This is a genomic window from Stagnihabitans lacustris, assembly GCF_025950525.1.
Classification (GTDB): Bacteria; Pseudomonadota; Alphaproteobacteria; order Rhodobacterales; family Rhodobacteraceae; genus Stagnihabitans.
Window position 1 is genome coordinate 194,081 of the sequence record NZ_JAPDGS010000005.1, and the last position, 15,316, is coordinate 209,396.

The following is a 15,316-nucleotide window of genomic DNA, read 5'->3' on the forward strand; positions in this document are numbered from 1 at the left end:
ACGGAGGAATACCATGTTGAAGACCACGAAACTCCTGCTGGCGGCAGCCGCCACTTCGGCGCTGATGGCGGGCTCTGCCTGGGCCGAGGGCCTGATTTCGATCATCATCACCGACCCGGCCAACCCCTATTGGCTGACCGAGGGCAATGTGGCCGAAGCGACCGCCAAGTCGCTGGGCTATGAGGCGAATGTGGCCGCCCACAAGGGGGACACCAACGTCGAATCCACCCTGATCGACACCGCCATCACCAACAAGTCGGTCGCCATCATCCTGGACCCGGCGAACGCTGACGGCTCCATCGGTGCGGTCAAAAAGGCTGTCGATGCGGGCATCCCGGTGTTTCTGGTGAACGCCGAAATCAACCAGGAGGGGCTGGCCAAGGCGCAGCTCGTGTCCAACAACGCCCAAGGTGCGGCTTTGGGCGCCGAGGCCTGGGTGGCCGCGATGGGCGAGAAGGGGTCCTATGTGGAACTCTTCGGCAACCCGGCTGACAACAACGCCGCGACGCGGTCGAACGGCTATACCACCGTCATCGGCCAATACCCCGACCTGGTGCAGGCCGGCAAGGAAGTCGGCAACTGGGACCGCACGCAGGGCTATCAGAAGATGCAATCCCTGCTGCAGGCCAACCCGGACGTGACCGGCGTGATCTCGGGCAATGACGAGATGGCTTTGGGCGCGATTGCCGCGCTGAAAGAGGCGGGCAAGCTGGCTGGCGTGAAGGTCGGCGGCTTTGACGGCTCGCCCGATGCGGTGGCCGCTGTGGCCGCTGGCGAGATGGAATACACCGTCCTGCAGCCCGTCGCGGTCTTTGCCGCCGAGGCCGTCAAGCAGGCCGACAATTTCATCAAGACCGGCGCCACCGGGGCCGCGACCGAAAAGCAGCTGTTCGATTGCGCGCTGATCACCAAGGACAATGTGGGCAAATACTCCGCCCCCTTCACCCTGTCCGAATAAGCGCCTCTGCTCCCGGGTTTCTCCTGCCCGGGGGCGGGTCTGCCAAGAGGGGGTGCCGCTCCCGCGCCCCCTCTTGTCATTTCTGCGCGCCCCAAGCCATGATCCCAGGGGCAAACCGGGGAAGAGAATGAACGATATCAGGGCCGATGACCTTTCCGCCGACAGCCGCTCGGCCCGCCAACAGGCGCGGCGGCAGCTGATGGCCGAAGCCGTGGTGGCCGAAGGCTCGATGCGGATCGAGGACCTGGTGGAGCGGTTCGGGATTTCCCTGATGACCGCGCATCGCGACCTGGACGAGCTGGTCTCACGGGGGGTTCTGCGCAAGTCGCGGGGGATTGTGTCGGCAGCACCCACCAGTCTGATCGAGGCCTCGGATGTCTACCGATCGACCCGACAGGCGGCTGAAAAGCGCATGATCGCCGCCCATGCCGCGCAATATGTGGAACCGGGGCAGGCGGTGTTTTTCGACGACAGCACGACAGTCCTGCAGATGGTGCCCTGGTTGCCCGCGCGGGTGCCCTTGACCGCGATCACCAACAGTTTGATCCTGATGGGAGAGCTGAAGGCCATCACCGATGTGACGATCCTGGGGCTGGGCGGTCAGTTCCACAATTGGTGCAACGCTTTCATGGGGCCGATGACCACCGCCGAAATCCGCCGCCTGCGCGCCGACCGGGTGTTTTTGTCGATGTCGGCGATTGCCGATGACATGGTGTTCCACCAAAGCCCGGAAATGGCCGAGACCAAGCGCGCGATGTTCGACAGCGCCGCGATGCGGATCTTGCTGGCGGATCATTCGAAATTCGACCGCCGGGCGCTTTATTCGATGGGGTCTTTGCGCGAATTCGACCTGGTCATCGTGGATGACGGCCTGCCCGCCGCCCGCGTCGAAGAGATGCGCGCCCGCGGCATCAAGGTCGAAGTCGCCCGCAGCCCGAAAGCCGCATCCTGAACCCGCACTCTGAACCCGGGGTGTACCCCGGGCTACGCAGACCCAAGAGAGCCCTGTAATCCCATGCCCCTTCTCATCGGCATCGACTGCGGATTGACCGTCACCAAGGCCGTGGTTTTCGATGACCGGGGCAGGGTGCTGGCCGTGGCGCGCAGGCCCTCGCAGCAGTTGAAACCGCAGGCCCGCCATGTGGAACGCGACATGGACCAGCTTTGGGTGGCCTGCGCGGGCGCGCTCTCCGAGGCCTTGGCGGCCTCTGGCCACCCGGCCTCGGAGGTGGCGGCTGTGGCCGCCACGGCCCATGGCGACGGGGTCTATCTTCTGGACAGCGCGGGGCGCCCCAATGGTCCGGGCATCCTGTCGCTGGACAGCCGCGCCGTAGAGGTGGTCGAGGCCTGGGAGGCCGACGGCACCGCGGACGCGGCTTTGCGCCTGACGGGGCAGACGCCGCATCCCTCGGCTCCTTCCGCGCTTTTGGCCTGGATCGCGCGACATCAGCCCGAGCGTCTGGCGCGCACCGCCCATGTCCTGGCCTGCAAGGACTGGCTGACCTTTTGCCTGACCGGCCATATCGGCACCGACCGGACCGAGGCTTCGACCTCTTTCACCGAGGTGAAGTCTGGCCGCTATCATCCTGATATCCTGCCGCTTTTCGGCCTGTCGCTGACCCTGCCGCAGGTTGCCCCGTGCCAGGCCGTCGTGGGCCATGTCACGCCCATGGCCGCCCGTCTGACCGGCCTTTTGCCCGGCACGCCGGTGGTGGCCGGGCTGCATGACGTCACGGCAAGCGCGCTTGGCATCGGCGGACACGCCCCGGGCGTGGTGGCCGTCGTCGCCGGCACCTATTCGATCAACGAGACCGTGACCGCGACCCCCGTCACCGACCGCCGCTGGTTCACCCGCAATGCGATCCGCGAGGGCGAGTGGCATCCGATGGCGATTTCCCCCGCCTCAGCCGCCAATTACGATTGGTTCCTGGATCATTTCACCACGCGCGGCCCGGATATCCATACCCAACTGGCGCCAGAGATTGCCGCCGCCATGGCCCGGCCCTCGGGCGCGTTCTTTCACCCCTATCTTTACGGCTCGCCGCACCGGGGGCGCGCCTCGGCCGGGTTCTTTGGCCTGCATGGCTGGCACGACCGCGGCGACCTCTTGCGTGCCGTGCTGGAGGGCATCGCCTTCAACCACCGCCTGCATGTCGATGCCCTGCGCGAGGCCTTTCCGGCGCGGGACATCCGCCTGACCGGGGGGATTTCGCGCAATCCGACCTTTGCGCAGCTGTTTGCCGATGCCCTGGGCCTGCCCGTCACCGTGACCGAAACCGAAGAGCCCGCCGCTTGGGGCGCGGCCCTGTGCGCGGGCGCAGGCGCTGGCCTTTGGCCCACGCCCTTTGACGACCCGCGCGACCTTCAGTCCCGCGTTTATGCCCCCGAGCAGGACCTGACGCGCCGCTATCACCTGCATTGCGACCTTGCCGCGGCCATGGCGCCGCTTTGGCCCCGGCTGGAGGCCGAAGATGTCTGAACCCTTTGACGTGGTGATCATCGGCGCGGGCGTGAACGGCGCCGGGCTCTTTCGGGACCTGTGCGAACAGGGGGTGAAATGCCTGATCCTGGACAAGGGGGACTGGGGCTCGGGGACCTCTGCGGCGCCGTCGCGCCTGATCCATGGCGGGATCAAATACCTGGAGACCGGCGAATTCCGTCTGGTCGCGCAATCGACGCTGGAACGCAACCTGCTGTTGAAGAACGCGCCCCATGCGGTGCTGCCGCTGCCGACCGTCATCCCGATCTTCAGTTGGTTCAAGGGGATAGGCGCCGCCTTGCGCACGCTGGCCGGGTCCACAACCGCCCCCCGCGAACGCGGCGCGGTGCTGATGAAGATCGGCCTGGCGCTTTACGACCTTTATGGGGCGCGCGAACGTGTCATGCCGCGCCATCAGATGTGGAGCCGGGCGCGCTCTTTGCGCGAACTGCCCCTGACGCCGCGCATCAAGGCCGCGGGGCTCTATTACGACGCCCGCATCGCCATGCCCGAACGCCTGGTCTGGGAGCTGATTTCGGACGGGTTGCGCGCCAATCCGACCTCACGCGCGGTCAGCCATGCGACATTCACCCATCAGGGCGCGACCCTGACCGTCACGAACGAGGACGCCACCCTGACCGCCGCGCCGCTCTTGGTGGTGAACGCCGCAGGCCCCTGGATCGACCGGGTCAATGCGTCCCTGGGGATCGAAGGCCGGCTGATCGGCGGCACCAAGGGCGCGCATATCCTGTTGGATGCGCCCGACCTTGTGGCGGCGCTGAAGGGTCGCATGGTCTATTTCGAGGCCGACGACGGGCGGATTTGTCTGGTTTATGAACACCTTGGCCGGGCGATGGTCGGATCGACCGATCTGCGCGCCGATGACCCCGATACCCTGGTCGTCAGCGACGAGGAACAGGCCTATCTGATCGGCGCGGTCCGGGCGCTTTTCCCGGGCGTGGCGCTTGGCCCCGTGGTCCATGCCTATTCCGGCCTGCGCCCCTTGCCCTATACGGCGGGTAAGGCGGCGGGGCTGATCTCCCGCGATCACTCGGCGCCCTGGACGGAACCGGCTCCGGGGCGGCCCTGGCCGGTGATCTCGCTGGTGGGGGGCAAATGGACGACCTTTCGCGGCTTTGCCGAAGAGGTGGCGGATGTTCTGCTGTCGCGTCTGGGCCTGACGCGCCTTGTGTCGACCCGGGGTCTTCCGATTGGCGGTGGTCGCGATTTCCCGCGTGATATCAGCGCTTTGCCGACCGAAGTTCAGGCATTGGTTCAACGCTATGGTTCGACCGGTTTGCAGGTCCCCACGGGCGGTATCCCCCTGACCGATGCGCCCGATTTCACCGAAAGCGAGCTGGCCTGGATCGTGCGGAACGAACGCGTCCTGCGGCTGGAGGACCTGGTGTTGCGCCGCACGCCCTTGGCCATCACCGGCCGGTTGACCCTGCCGATGCTGGACCATTTGGCGCAGATCGCGGGCGCGGTGCGGGGGTGGAGCCCCGAGCGTCAGGCCGCAGAGGTCGCGGCGGTGAAGGACACCCTCACCCGCCGCCACCGCTGGAGGTTCTAGGCCCGCGCCTTGCGCAGCGCCGAGGCCCAAAGGGCGCGGTCGCGGGTGGGATCGGCCTTGGGGGCAAAGGTCTGCGGCGCCGCACCCAAGTCCAGATCCACCCCGAAATGGGTAAAGGCCATAGCGGCGGCCCCCAGCGCGCCGACCTCTTCCAGCGGGCTTTGCAGCACGGGGCGGTTCAGGAAATCGGCCTGGCGCTGCATCAGGAACGCATTGCCCGAGGCGCCGCCATCGGCCCGCAGACCCGACAGCCTGCCGCCATCGGCCTCCATCGCGGTGAAGACATCTGCAATCTGATGCGCGATGGCCTCGATCGCGGCGCGGGCCAGGTGGGCGCGCGTCGTGCCATGGGTCATCCCCGTGACCGTGCCGCGCGCCGCGTCGTCCCAATGCGGCGCGCCAAGCCCGGCCAGCGCCGGCACAAAGGCCACGCCGCCACTGTCGGGCACGCTTTCGGCGAGGGCGGAAAGCTCGGACGCCGAGGTCAGCCCCAAAAGCCCCGCCATAAAGCCCGCCGCCTGGGCCGAGACGGTGATATTCCCCTCCAGCGCATGTGCGGTGCCGTGGCGGTTCGACCAGGCAATCGTCCCCGACAACCCATGCGACGAGGCCACGCGCCCCGGCGTCAGCGTCATCAGCGAAGACCCCGTGCCATAGGTCGCCTTGACCGTCCCCGGGCTGCGGACGCCGTGGCCATAAAGTGCGGCATGGCTGTCGCCCATCATGGCCAGCACGGGAACGCCCTCTGCCGTCTTGCCAAACAGGCTGTCCGAGGGCCGGGGCGCGGGCAGGCAGGCGGTCGCCGCACCAAAAAGCGCGGCAAGATCGGGGCTGAAGGTCAGGTTGCGGGTGTCGAAAAGCTGCGTCCGGCTGGCGTTGGAATGGTCGGTGGCAAATTCCCCCGTCAGGTTCCACAAAAGCCAGGCATCGACGGTTCCGGCACACAGACGGCCCTGGTCCAAAAGCGGCCTCGCCTCGGGGATATTCTTCAGCACCCAGCCAAGTTTTCCGGCCGGGAACAAGGGGTTGATCCCCAGGCCGGTGGCCGCGACCACCTGCGCGTCATGCCCCGCCGCGATCAGCCGGGCCGAGGCCTCGGCTGTGCGGCGGCATTGCCAGATCGGCGCGGGGCACAGCGCCTGGCCCGTGACGCGGTCCCAGATCACCAAGGTCTCACGCTGATTGGCGATGGCGATGCCGTCCGGCCGCCCATGGGGGGCCAGTTCGGCCATGACCTTTTGCACCGAGGCCCAGATGGCGCTGGCCGATTGCTCGGCCCAGCCGGGATGGGGATATTGCGTCGTCAAAGGGGCCGTGGCGCGGGCGAGGATGGCGCCGGTCTCGTCCACAAGGATCGCCTTGGTCGAGCTGGTGCCCTGGTCGATGGCAAGGATCCGGGTCATTTGCGGCCAAGAGCCCGATGCGCCGCAGCCTTGATCCCCGCGACCGTCAGGCCCGAGCGTTCAAAGAGATAGGCCATGTCGCCGGTGGGCTGAAAGCCGTCAAAACCCAGACGCTCGACAGGAACGGGGCGATGGCTGGCGGTGTATTCGGCCACCGCGCCGCCCAGACCGCCGCGCAAATGCGCCTCTTCGGCGGTGACGATGGCGCCGGTTTTCGCAGCCGCGTCGATGGCGTCTTCGTCCAGGGGGTTGATCGTGTGCATGTTCAACACCCGGGCCTGAATACCCTCGGCGGCCAGTTCGTCGGCCGCCGTCATGGCCAGATGGGTGATCGTGCCGCAAGCGATGATCGTCAGGTCCTGGCCCTGGCGCGCAAGGGTGGCGCGGCCCGGGGTAAAGACGCGGTCAGAGATATTCAGCGCCGGAACCGGCATCCGCGACAGGCGGATATAGACCGGACCTTCATGCGCGGCCGCCCAGCGGATCGCCTGTTCGACCTCCCAGGGGTCGGCGGGGACGATCACGGTGATGTTTTTCAAGGGCCGCAGCCAGGCGAAATCCTCGATCGAATGATGCGTCGGCCCCAGTTCGGCATAGGCCACGCCCGAGCTTTGCCCCACAAGTTTGACGTTGAACCCGGCATAGGCGACATCGGCCTTCACCTGCTCCAGCGCGCGGCCGGTCAGAAAGCACGAGGCCGCCGAGACAAAGGGCACCTGGCCGCCGTTCGCAAGCCCCGCACCCACGCCCACCATGACCTGTTCGGCGATGCCGACGTTGATCAGCCGGTCCGGATAGGCCTTTTGAAAGGCCCCCAGCTTGGACGAGCCGACCGAGTCGTTGACCACCGCCACGATGCGCGGGTCATGGGCCGCAAGGTCGACAAGGGTCTTTACCCAGGCATCGCGGCAGTCGTAGAGGCCTGCAGTTTCAACAGCATGAGACATCAGACCAACTCCGCCATGGCTTGCGCATATTCTGCGTCATTGGGCACCCCATGGTGCCATTTCGCGACATTCTCCATGAATGAGACGCCCTTCCCCTTCACCGTATTGGCGATGATGCAGCGCGGCTTGTCGCTGTGGGCCGTCAAAGCGGCCAAGAGCGCGCCGATGTCATGGCCATCGACTATCTGCACATCAAAGCCAAAGGCCGCGTATTTCTGATCCAGCGGGTCAAGGCTTGAGGTCTCTTCGGTGCTGGCGCCCTGCTGCAACCGGTTGCGGTCGATGATCAGGGTCAGGTTCTTCAGGCGCTTGTGGGCGGCGACCATCGCGGCCTCCCAATTGGAGCCCTCTTGTTGTTCGCCGTCGCCGGTCAGGACATAGGTCCGATAATCGCGGCCCTGAAGCGCACCGGCAATCGCGATGCCCACCGCGACGGGAAAGCCATGCCCCAAGGGGCCGGTGTTGGTCTCGACCCCGGGGACATAATTGCGGTTGGGGTGGCCGTTCAGCGGGCTGTCGTTCTGCATATAGGTCGGCAGCCAGTCTTCCGGAAAATAGCCTGCGGCACAAAGCGCGGTATAGATCGCGCCACTGGCATGGCCCTTGGACATGATGAAGCGGTCGCGATCCGCCCAGGTCGGCCGCGCCGGATCATGGCGCAGGACGCCGAAATACAGCGTCGCCAGGATATCGGTGGCCGAAAAGTCACCGCCCGGATGGCCCATCTTTGCCCGGTGAACCATGGTAAAGGCAGTGCGGCGCATCCACAGCGCCTTCTGGCGGATCAGGGGGCCCCGATCGTTCTTCAGGGTATCGTTTTGCATGTGACTTCCTTTGGCGTCGTTGCGCCGCAAGGGGGCCTTCGCGGCCCCCGGTTCGGGTCAAGGTCGCCCGTTACAGGCGGAAAAGCTGCGGCTCGGGCTCGGCATTGTGGTGATAGATCGGCCAGCCGAGATAGCGGATGACCGCCTCTTCGACGACCGCGGCATGGGACCCGCGCACCATCGAGACATGGTGTTCAAATCCGTTTTGCGTGATGAATTTCATCAGCTTGCGCAGGTTGGCCACCCGCGTCGTGGCAATGCCGCCATCCATCGGGAAGTGGTGATCGGTGAACTCTCCCTCGCCCAGATAGCATTTCAGCGTGCCGTTGCGATCATCCGAGGACAGGCGGAAATAGGTCATGTCCCCCGGCTTGACCTTGCCCTTGACCGCGCCGAAACATTTCGACCGGCCAATGGTTTCGCCAAGAACGTCCAGCTCGCCGATTTCGGGCGTGTCACCGATGAAGGACTTGGGGAAGTTGCCGCAATGGGTGGCAACGCAGAGGTCCTTTTCATAGGCGTAGTTGTTGTTCCAATCCAAAAGCGCGGGCGGCGCGCCCGAAGCCAGCGCCAGCGCAAACATCGACACCGCGCCCATGATGTCGACCTCGCAGGCGCTTGGCGAAAGCTCTTCGCCCAGCATCGACATCGTCACACAGGTGGCGCAGCCGAAATTGTCCTGCAAGGACCGCCAGCATTGGATGGCCGAGGCGTCGCAGCCGTTGTCCTCGATCCACCGGTTGACGGCCAGCGTCCACTTCGCCTGGGTCGCGATCTGGCCCATGGTGATATGGCCGGGGATCGTGCCATAGGTCCGGATCTTTTCCATCTTGGCCAAAAGCGCCGGGTCGTCGTCGCGGATCTTGCCGGCCGCGCCCATCATCTCGGACAGGTCGACCGTGACCACGGTGATGCCGGTGGCCTGCAACAGCTTTTCGCTGTAGCGCATGGTCTGGAAGGCGCCGGTGCGTGCCCCGATAGAGCCCAGCCGCGCGGTGCGCAACCCCTTGACCGTGCGGCAAATCTTGCCAAACCGCTCCAGGTCGGCGCGGAATTCGTCGCCCCAGACATCAGAGGTATGCGACGTCGTTTCGGTGAACTTCACGCCATATTGGTGGAAGTTGTTCGTGACCGAAATCTTGCCGCAAAACGCGTCGCGGCGGGATTTCACATCGACCCGAGTGACCGCATCATTGCTGGCCTGCAGCAGGATCGGCACATTCAGCCGGGCGCGATTGACCAGTTCGGCCACCGCGATCTCGTCGCCGAAATTGGGCAGGCAGATGACCAGACCGTCGATCTCCTCGGCATGTTTGCGGAAATGCGCGGCGTAAAGGTCGGCATCGGCAAGCGATTGCACGGCGCCATTCGCCGTCGCCTCATAGGGCAGGATCACGGTGTTGATCCCCAGCCCCTCCAGTTGCGCCAGGACCTGGATGCGGGCATCCTTGCAGGGCACCGGGCTGAAAAACGCGCGCGACCCTATCACGACGCCCAAAGTTGTCGGGCGGAACATCCGGCCTGTCATCGCAACCTCCCTCGATAGCTTTCGTATGGTTTCGAATGGCTGCGAATCTAGGCGAGTTTCCCGGCGCTGGCAAGCGAAACCCCGCGCCCAGTTGCGCCGTTTCGCGATATTCCCCGCAAGTTCTTAAGAAATGATGATTGGATTTCGCCGCAGCGACACCCTATCAATCGAAATCAATCGGATGTAATCGAAGGTGATCCACCTTGGAAACAAAGGAGCCCGGCATGACGGAACGCGGCGAGATGCCCATGGCGGGCCTGTTGTCCGAGCCCCGCAGGCGACGGATCCTGGAATGGATTCAAGAGGAAGGCGCGGCAAGGGTCCGCGACTTGGCTGGCGCCTTCCAGGTCTCCGAGGCGACGATTCGCCAGGACCTGGAGCGGCTGGAGGCCGAGGGCCAGATCACCCGCGAACACGGCGGGGCCTATCTGAACTCGGTCCCGGCGCAGGTTCACGCCATGGCGCTGCAACATCAGGACAACATGGACAAAAAGCGGCGCATCGCCACTTTGGCCGCCAGCCTGGTGCAAGACGGCGAGACGCTGATTCTGGACGCGGGCTCCACCACGACAGAGATTGCAACGCGGCTGACCGGCAAGCGTGATCTGACGGTGATCACCAATGCCTTGAACATCGCGCTGACCCTTGGCGCGGTGCCGGGCTTTGCGGTCCATATGCCGGGCGGCCAGTTCAAGGCGCCAACCCTCTCGCTGTCGGGCGACAAGGCGGTGGATTATTTCCGTAACATTTTCGCGGGAAAGCTGTTTCTGGCCACCGCGGGCGTCGCCTTGGATGCGGGCCTGACCTATCCCAGCTTTGCCGACCTGCAGCTGAAAGAGGCGATGATCAAGGCCGCCGCCCATGTGATCCTGGTGGCCGACAGCTCCAAGATCAACCGCTCCAGCTTTACCCGCCTGGGCGCTTTGGAGGTCATCCAGACCTTCATCACCGACGCGGGGATTTCCGACATGGACGCGGCCGCCTTTGAACGGCGCGGCGTCAAGGTGCTGGTGGCTCCCCTCTGACACCTCCTCTGACACCTCCTGTGTGAGTCTTGCCCGCCACAGTTGCGCCCCCATATTTGGTGGGGGCAGGCCTGGGTCTTCCCAATCCCCATCCCATTCCCCTATGGTTAGCGCCAACGACGGGGGCAAACCCCGCGACTTGAGGCAGGTCAAACGATAAGGGGAAGGCCATGCGCTGCCCATTCTGCGGCAATATCGACACGCAAGTGAAAGACTCCCGTCCGGCCGAGGATCACGTTTCGATCCGCAGGCGGCGGTTCTGCCAGGCCTGCGGAGGGCGGTTCACCACCTATGAACGCGTCCAGCTGCGCGATCTGGTGGTGATCAAATCCTCGGGCAAGCGCGAGGATTTCGACCGGACCAAGCTGGAGCGGTCCATCCGCATCGCCATGCAAAAACGCCCGATCGAGCCCGAGCGCATCGACCAGATGATCTCCGGCATCGTGCGGCGGCTGGAGAGCCTGGGCGATACCGACATCTCGTCCAAGCAAATTGGCGAGATCGTGATGGAGAGCCTGGCCCGGATCGACACGGTCGCCTATGTGCGTTTCGCTAGCGTTTACAAGAACTTCCAGGCGGCAGACGACTTCGACCGCTTTGTCAGCGAGCTGCGCCCGCCGCAAGCGGCCGAAGAGTAACGGGGGGCAAGCCCCACAACCCGATCCGGGGGGACCCAAGGGCCCCTCCGGACCATTCCCTTGTGCGCCCCGCCAACCTGCTTCGGCCCCCGCCCCCCTTACCGTCGCAATCAAGATTTCGTTTCGGGCGCTGCGCCCACCGTGCCATGGCATATGCGCCTTGCCCCATGGCCCCCTCTTCCTCATTCATCTTTTCACAAATATCCCACGGGTGGGGTCCGGGGAGGGTGTGAAACCCTCCCCGGGGCTTCCGCCTGTCCCGCCCTTGCATGCCAAGCGGCCGGCGCGCCCCTTTCCCCTTTGCGCCGGCTCTGCCATTCTCGCGCACCAAAGGGAGACCCATATGAAAATCCTCATCCTTGGCGCAGCCGGCATGATCGGGCGCAAGCTGGCGCAGGCCCTGACACGCCATGATCTGACGCTGGTGGATATCGCCCGCCCGGATCATCCCGGCGCTACCTGCCTGGCCCGCGACCTGACCGCCGATCCCGCGCCGCTTCTGGCGTCCCGGCCCGAAGTGATCATCCACCTGGCCGCCGTCGTTTCGGGCGAGGCAGAGGCGGATTTCGCCAAGGGCTATGCGATCAACCTGGACGCCACCCGTGCCCTGCTGGAGGCGATCCGGGCGATCCCGGGATACCGGCCAAGGCTGCTGTTTGCCTCATCCATCGCGGTCTTCGGCACGCCGTTCCCGGATCAGATCCCCGACGACTTCCACCTGACGCCGCGCACCTCTTATGGCACGCAAAAGGCCATGACCGAGCTGTTGATCAGCGACTACACACGGCGCGGCTTTGTCGACGGGCTGTCGCTGCGCCTGCCCACGATCTGCATCCGGCCGGGCCTGCCCAACAAGGCGGCCTCGGGGTTCTTTTCCAACATCCTGCGCGAGCCTTTGGTGGGCCAGCCGGCCGTTCTGCCGGTGCCCGACACCACACGGCACTGGTTCGCTTCGCCCGCTGCGGCGGTGGGGTTCTTTGCCCATGCGCTAGGCCTGGATCTGGCGCAGTTCGGGGCGGCGCGGGCGTTGAACATGCCGGGGCTTTCGGCCACCGTCGCCGAAGAAATCGAGGCCCTGCGGCGGGTTGCGGGGCAGGGCGCGGTGGATCTGATCCGGGTCGAGCGTGACGAGACCATTGCCGCCATCGTCGCGGGCTGGCCTTGCGATTTCACGGCGCAAAGGGCGCGGGCGGCGGGCTTTGTCGCCGAGACCTCCTTTGACCAGATCATCGCGGCGCATCTGGCATGACGTCCTTGCAAACAAGACCGCTTCACCCCACGGCCCTTGTCACCGGCGGCAATCGCGGCCTTGGCCTGGCCATCGCGCGGGGGTTGATGGCGCGGGGCGTGCGGGTGACGATCGGCGCGCGCGAACCCGCCCTTGGCGCCGAGGCCGCGCGGGCCTTGGGCTGCGATCATGTGCATCTGGACCTGACCGAGGCCGAGACCTGGTTTCAAGCCTTTCGCGCCAAGGGCGGCTGGGACATTCTGGTGAACAATGCGGGGCTTTACCGGCAGGGCTCGCTTTTGGAGCCGGGGTCGGATTTCACGGAAAGCATGGAGGTCATGGTGGCCGCCCCCCTGGACCTGATCCGGATGAACCTGGGCCATTGGCGCCGAACCGGCTGGGGGCGGATCGTCAATATCTCTTCGGGTTTGGGGAGTTTCGATCAGGGTCTGGGTGGGCCGGGTGCCTATTCCATCGCCAAAGCCAGCCTGAACGCGCTGACCAAGGTCTTGCCGCGCGATCTGCCCCCCGGGGTCAAGGTCAATGCCTGCGACCCGGGGTGGTTGCGCACGCGGATGGGCGGCGAGGGCGCGCCTTTGACGGCGGAGCAGGGGGCCGATACGCCGGTCTGGCTGGCGCTTTTGCCCGACGACGGCCCGACGGGCGGGTTCTTTCGCGGCCGGCAGGCGGCGGACTGGTAGGGGGCTGGGGCAACGGTGCCTTGCCAAGACAACCCCTCACAGGAAACCGGGGCCATCGCGACAAAGGCTTGGGGCTGCGCCACGGTCCGACGCGCCAACCTGTCGAAATCAGCGCTTTGGTGCCGCAGCCTGGCCCGGGGTATCCAACGGGGCCTAGCCGCCGAAATGCGCCAGCACCCGTGTCAGGAAAGCGGCGCGCAGGTCGGGGCGCTCCATCAACAGCTCATGCCTTCCGCCTTGGGCCAGATGCAGGTCTGACCCGCGCCACCGCGCCATGCGTTCCGGGATCGCGCCCGGATCAACCACGCGTTCATCGGTGCCCATCCCCGTCAGGCAGGGCACCTCGGGCGAGGGCAGGGCTGCCAGCGCCTCACATTCGGCCAAGACCGCCCCGGCAAAGGCAATCGACGGCCCCCCCAGCGCAAAGGCCGGGTTCGACCGGGCCTGATCCACCATCCGGTCCCACTGCGCCCGGTCCGAGGTCAACCGGTTCGCCTGAAACACCCCCTCGGCCACGATGTTGTGCCGCCCCGTGCCGGGCGCAAGCCAGCCCGATATCCCCAGCCGCCCCGCCACTTTCGGCAAGACCATGGCCAGCGGCCTTTGCCAGGCCGCCACCGGCACGCCCCACAGCGGCGCCGAGAACGCCACCCGCCGAAAGGCCAGCCCCCGCATCAGCGCGCGCAGGCCGATGCAGCCGCCCATGGAATGAGCCAGCAGATAGCGCGGCCCGGGGACCTTGGCCGCAAACGCCAGCACCGCATCCAGATCGACCTGATATTCCGCGAAATCCCCGACATGGGACCGCATCGGATCGGGCAAGGCGCGGTCCGACAGGCCCTGACCGCGCCAATCGACCGACACCACCGCATAGCCTGCCGCCACAAGATCCCCGGCAAGAACCCCGTATTTCTCAACATATTCGGTCCAGCCGGGCAAAGCCACGATCAGGCCCCGCGTGCCGCCCTGCCACAGGGCGACCCGGATGCGCACCCCATCTCGGGTGCGCAGCCAGTGGGCAGAGGCCGCAGGCCCTCCCGCCAAAGCCTGATCATAAGGCGCGCTCATGCCCGCCGCCTCATGCCAAGGCAGCGCCCAGCTTCATCGCCAGCCCCATCGACCCATCGACCTTCAGCTTGCCCGTCATGAAGGCCACCGTGGCCGAGGTATTGCCCGACAAAAGCCCCTCAAAGACCTCGGACGCGGCGGTCAGCGTTACATCCGCCGGCTCATCCCCGGCGCGCGGCCCGTTTTCGTCCAGCATCAGCGTCCCTTCGCCGATGAAAACGAACTTCGCCACCGCGTCAAAGCTCTTGCCCTGCAGCGCCGCCACGGCGGTCTCGATCACTTTGCTCATTCACGTCTCCATTGACAGCCAAAGCCCCACTGGCATTTCCGGCCCGATGCGTTACCTTGACCTTATGAAAGCCCGAGCCGCCCTTGCCAATGGTTTCGTTGCGTCGCTTTTCGTCCTTTGGGCGGCGGGCGCCCAAGCCGATTTAAAGAATCTGCCCGATTCGCAAAATCCGGCCGGTTCGGCCAAGCTGGATGAGCTGTTCCAGCAATTGCAAAGCTCTGACGATGCCGCGGCTGCAGCGATCACCGAAGATATCTGGCGCGAATGGTCGAAATCGGGCTCTGCCGCCATGGACCTTTTGTTGCAGCGCGGCGAGGCGGCCATGGCCATGGGCGATCCGATGACCGCCATAGACCATGCCAGCGCGCTGATCGACCACGCCCCCGATTTCGCCGAAGCCTATAACCTGCGCGCCACGGCCTATTTCCAGATGGGCGAACTGGGCCTGTCGCTTGGCGATATCTCGCGCACCTTGGCCCTGAACCCGCGGCATTTCGGGGCTCTGGCGGGGCTTGGTGCGATCTTTGAAGAGCTGAACGAGCCCGCCAAGGCGCTGGAGGTCTACCGCGAGGCGCTGAAGATCAACCCCCATATGCCCGATGTGGCAGAGGCCATCGCCCGGATCGACACCAAGATCGGCGGGCAGGAACTGTAA

At 65.6% G+C, this 15,316-nt stretch carries 15 protein-coding genes; 9 read left to right on the top strand and 6 right to left on the bottom strand.

What is annotated here, in order from left to right:
- Window positions 1–13: 13 nt before the first annotated feature.
- The 4 genes from NX862_RS13885 to NX862_RS13900 all read left to right on the top strand — a co-directional run bounded on the left by NX862_RS13885 (window position 14) and on the right by NX862_RS13900 (window position 5,010).
- Window positions 14–958, top strand: coding sequence for a D-ribose ABC transporter substrate-binding protein (locus NX862_RS13885; protein ID WP_264494519.1), 945 nt, complete (start codon window positions 14–16; stop codon window positions 956–958).
- A 127-nt stretch (window positions 959–1,085) separates the two neighbouring features.
- Window positions 1,086–1,910: a DeoR/GlpR family DNA-binding transcription regulator gene (locus NX862_RS13890; RefSeq protein ID WP_264494520.1), complete on the top strand. Its 825-nt coding sequence runs from the start codon at window positions 1,086–1,088 to the stop codon at window positions 1,908–1,910.
- Between the two features lie 63 nt (window positions 1,911–1,973).
- Complete coding sequence (locus tag NX862_RS13895; RefSeq protein WP_264494521.1) at window positions 1,974–3,437, top strand: FGGY-family carbohydrate kinase; 1,464 nt, start codon at window positions 1,974–1,976, stop codon at window positions 3,435–3,437.
- Window positions 3,430–5,010: a glycerol-3-phosphate dehydrogenase/oxidase gene (locus NX862_RS13900; RefSeq protein ID WP_264494522.1), complete on the top strand. Its 1,581-nt coding sequence runs from the start codon at window positions 3,430–3,432 to the stop codon at window positions 5,008–5,010. Before NX862_RS13895 ends, NX862_RS13900 begins: the two co-directional genes overlap by 8 nt.
- On the opposite strand, the gene NX862_RS13905 is transcribed toward NX862_RS13900, so the two are convergent.
- From NX862_RS13905 to NX862_RS13920, 4 genes are all read right to left on the bottom strand, one after another.
- A complete protein-coding gene (locus NX862_RS13905) occupies window positions 5,007–6,413 on the bottom strand; it encodes an FGGY-family carbohydrate kinase (protein WP_264494523.1) in 1,407 nt (468 codons plus the stop codon). The genes NX862_RS13900 and NX862_RS13905 overlap by 4 nt on opposite strands.
- Window positions 6,410–7,360, bottom strand: coding sequence for a transketolase family protein (locus NX862_RS13910; RefSeq protein ID WP_264494524.1), 951 nt, complete (start codon window positions 7,358–7,360; stop codon window positions 6,410–6,412). The genes NX862_RS13905 and NX862_RS13910 overlap by 4 nt, the downstream gene beginning before the upstream one ends.
- Window positions 7,360–8,184, bottom strand: coding sequence for a transketolase (locus NX862_RS13915; protein ID WP_264494525.1), 825 nt, complete (start codon window positions 8,182–8,184; stop codon window positions 7,360–7,362). Before NX862_RS13915 ends, NX862_RS13910 begins: the two co-directional genes overlap by 1 nt.
- A gap of 70 nt (window positions 8,185–8,254) precedes the next feature.
- A complete protein-coding gene (locus NX862_RS13920) occupies window positions 8,255–9,700 on the bottom strand; it encodes an L-fucose/L-arabinose isomerase family protein (RefSeq protein WP_264494526.1) in 1,446 nt (481 codons plus the stop codon).
- Window positions 9,701–9,936: 236 nt separating this feature from the next.
- On the opposite strand from NX862_RS13920, the gene NX862_RS13925 reads away from it, so the two are divergent.
- The 4 genes from NX862_RS13925 (at window position 9,937) to NX862_RS13940 (ending at window position 13,304) form a co-directional block, all read left to right on the top strand.
- Complete coding sequence (locus NX862_RS13925) at window positions 9,937–10,737, top strand: DeoR/GlpR family DNA-binding transcription regulator (protein ID WP_264494527.1); 801 nt, start codon at window positions 9,937–9,939, stop codon at window positions 10,735–10,737.
- Between the two features lie 170 nt (window positions 10,738–10,907).
- On the top strand, window positions 10,908–11,375 hold the full coding sequence (gene nrdR, locus NX862_RS13930) for a transcriptional regulator NrdR (protein ID WP_264494528.1): 468 nt from the start codon (window positions 10,908–10,910) through the stop codon (window positions 11,373–11,375).
- Window positions 11,376–11,718: 343 nt separating this feature from the next.
- A complete protein-coding gene (gene denD / locus NX862_RS13935) occupies window positions 11,719–12,624 on the top strand; it encodes a D-erythronate dehydrogenase (RefSeq protein ID WP_264494529.1) in 906 nt (301 codons plus the stop codon).
- On the top strand, window positions 12,621–13,304 hold the full coding sequence (locus NX862_RS13940) for an SDR family NAD(P)-dependent oxidoreductase (protein WP_264494530.1): 684 nt from the start codon (window positions 12,621–12,623) through the stop codon (window positions 13,302–13,304). The genes denD and NX862_RS13940 overlap by 4 nt, the downstream gene beginning before the upstream one ends.
- A gap of 153 nt (window positions 13,305–13,457) precedes the next feature.
- Here NX862_RS13940 and NX862_RS13945 read toward each other — a convergent pair whose 3' ends face one another.
- Together NX862_RS13945 and NX862_RS13950 are read right to left on the bottom strand one after the other, a co-directional pair.
- Window positions 13,458–14,372: an alpha/beta fold hydrolase gene (locus NX862_RS13945; protein WP_264494531.1), complete on the bottom strand. Its 915-nt coding sequence runs from the start codon at window positions 14,370–14,372 to the stop codon at window positions 13,458–13,460.
- Window positions 14,373–14,382: 10 nt separating this feature from the next.
- Window positions 14,383–14,661 carry an SCP2 sterol-binding domain-containing protein gene (locus tag NX862_RS13950; RefSeq protein WP_264494532.1) on the bottom strand — a complete coding sequence of 93 codons (279 nt, stop codon included), beginning with the start codon at window positions 14,659–14,661 and terminating at the stop codon, window positions 14,383–14,385.
- Between the two features lie 46 nt (window positions 14,662–14,707).
- Here NX862_RS13950 and NX862_RS13955 point away from each other — a divergent pair, with 46 nt between their 5' ends.
- The gene (locus NX862_RS13955) at window positions 14,708–15,316 is read left to right on the top strand and encodes a tetratricopeptide repeat protein (protein WP_264494533.1); all 609 of its coding nucleotides are present in this window, start codon (window positions 14,708–14,710) and stop codon (window positions 15,314–15,316) included.

Coding starts and splice junctions, on each gene's coding strand:
- NX862_RS13885 (WP_264494519.1), top strand. CDS start 14: ATGTTGAAGACCACGAAACTCCTGCTGGCGGCAGCCGCCACTTCGGCG.
- NX862_RS13890 (WP_264494520.1), top strand. CDS start 1,086: ATGAACGATATCAGGGCCGATGACCTTTCCGCCGACAGCCGCTCGGCC.
- NX862_RS13895 (WP_264494521.1), top strand. CDS start 1,974: ATGCCCCTTCTCATCGGCATCGACTGCGGATTGACCGTCACCAAGGCC.
- NX862_RS13900 (WP_264494522.1), top strand. CDS start 3,430: ATGTCTGAACCCTTTGACGTGGTGATCATCGGCGCGGGCGTGAACGGC.
- NX862_RS13905 (WP_264494523.1), bottom strand. CDS start 6,413: ATGACCCGGATCCTTGCCATCGACCAGGGCACCAGCTCGACCAAGGCG.
- NX862_RS13910 (WP_264494524.1), bottom strand. CDS start 7,360: ATGTCTCATGCTGTTGAAACTGCAGGCCTCTACGACTGCCGCGATGCC.
- NX862_RS13915 (WP_264494525.1), bottom strand. CDS start 8,184: ATGCAAAACGATACCCTGAAGAACGATCGGGGCCCCCTGATCCGCCAG.
- NX862_RS13920 (WP_264494526.1), bottom strand. CDS start 9,700: ATGTTCCGCCCGACAACTTTGGGCGTCGTGATAGGGTCGCGCGCGTTT.
- NX862_RS13925 (WP_264494527.1), top strand. CDS start 9,937: ATGACGGAACGCGGCGAGATGCCCATGGCGGGCCTGTTGTCCGAGCCC.
- nrdR (WP_264494528.1), top strand. CDS start 10,908: ATGCGCTGCCCATTCTGCGGCAATATCGACACGCAAGTGAAAGACTCC.
- denD (WP_264494529.1), top strand. CDS start 11,719: ATGAAAATCCTCATCCTTGGCGCAGCCGGCATGATCGGGCGCAAGCTG.
- NX862_RS13940 (WP_264494530.1), top strand. CDS start 12,621: ATGACGTCCTTGCAAACAAGACCGCTTCACCCCACGGCCCTTGTCACC.
- NX862_RS13945 (WP_264494531.1), bottom strand. CDS start 14,372: ATGAGCGCGCCTTATGATCAGGCTTTGGCGGGAGGGCCTGCGGCCTCT.
- NX862_RS13950 (WP_264494532.1), bottom strand. CDS start 14,661: ATGAGCAAAGTGATCGAGACCGCCGTGGCGGCGCTGCAGGGCAAGAGC.
- NX862_RS13955 (WP_264494533.1), top strand. CDS start 14,708: ATGCGTTACCTTGACCTTATGAAAGCCCGAGCCGCCCTTGCCAATGGT.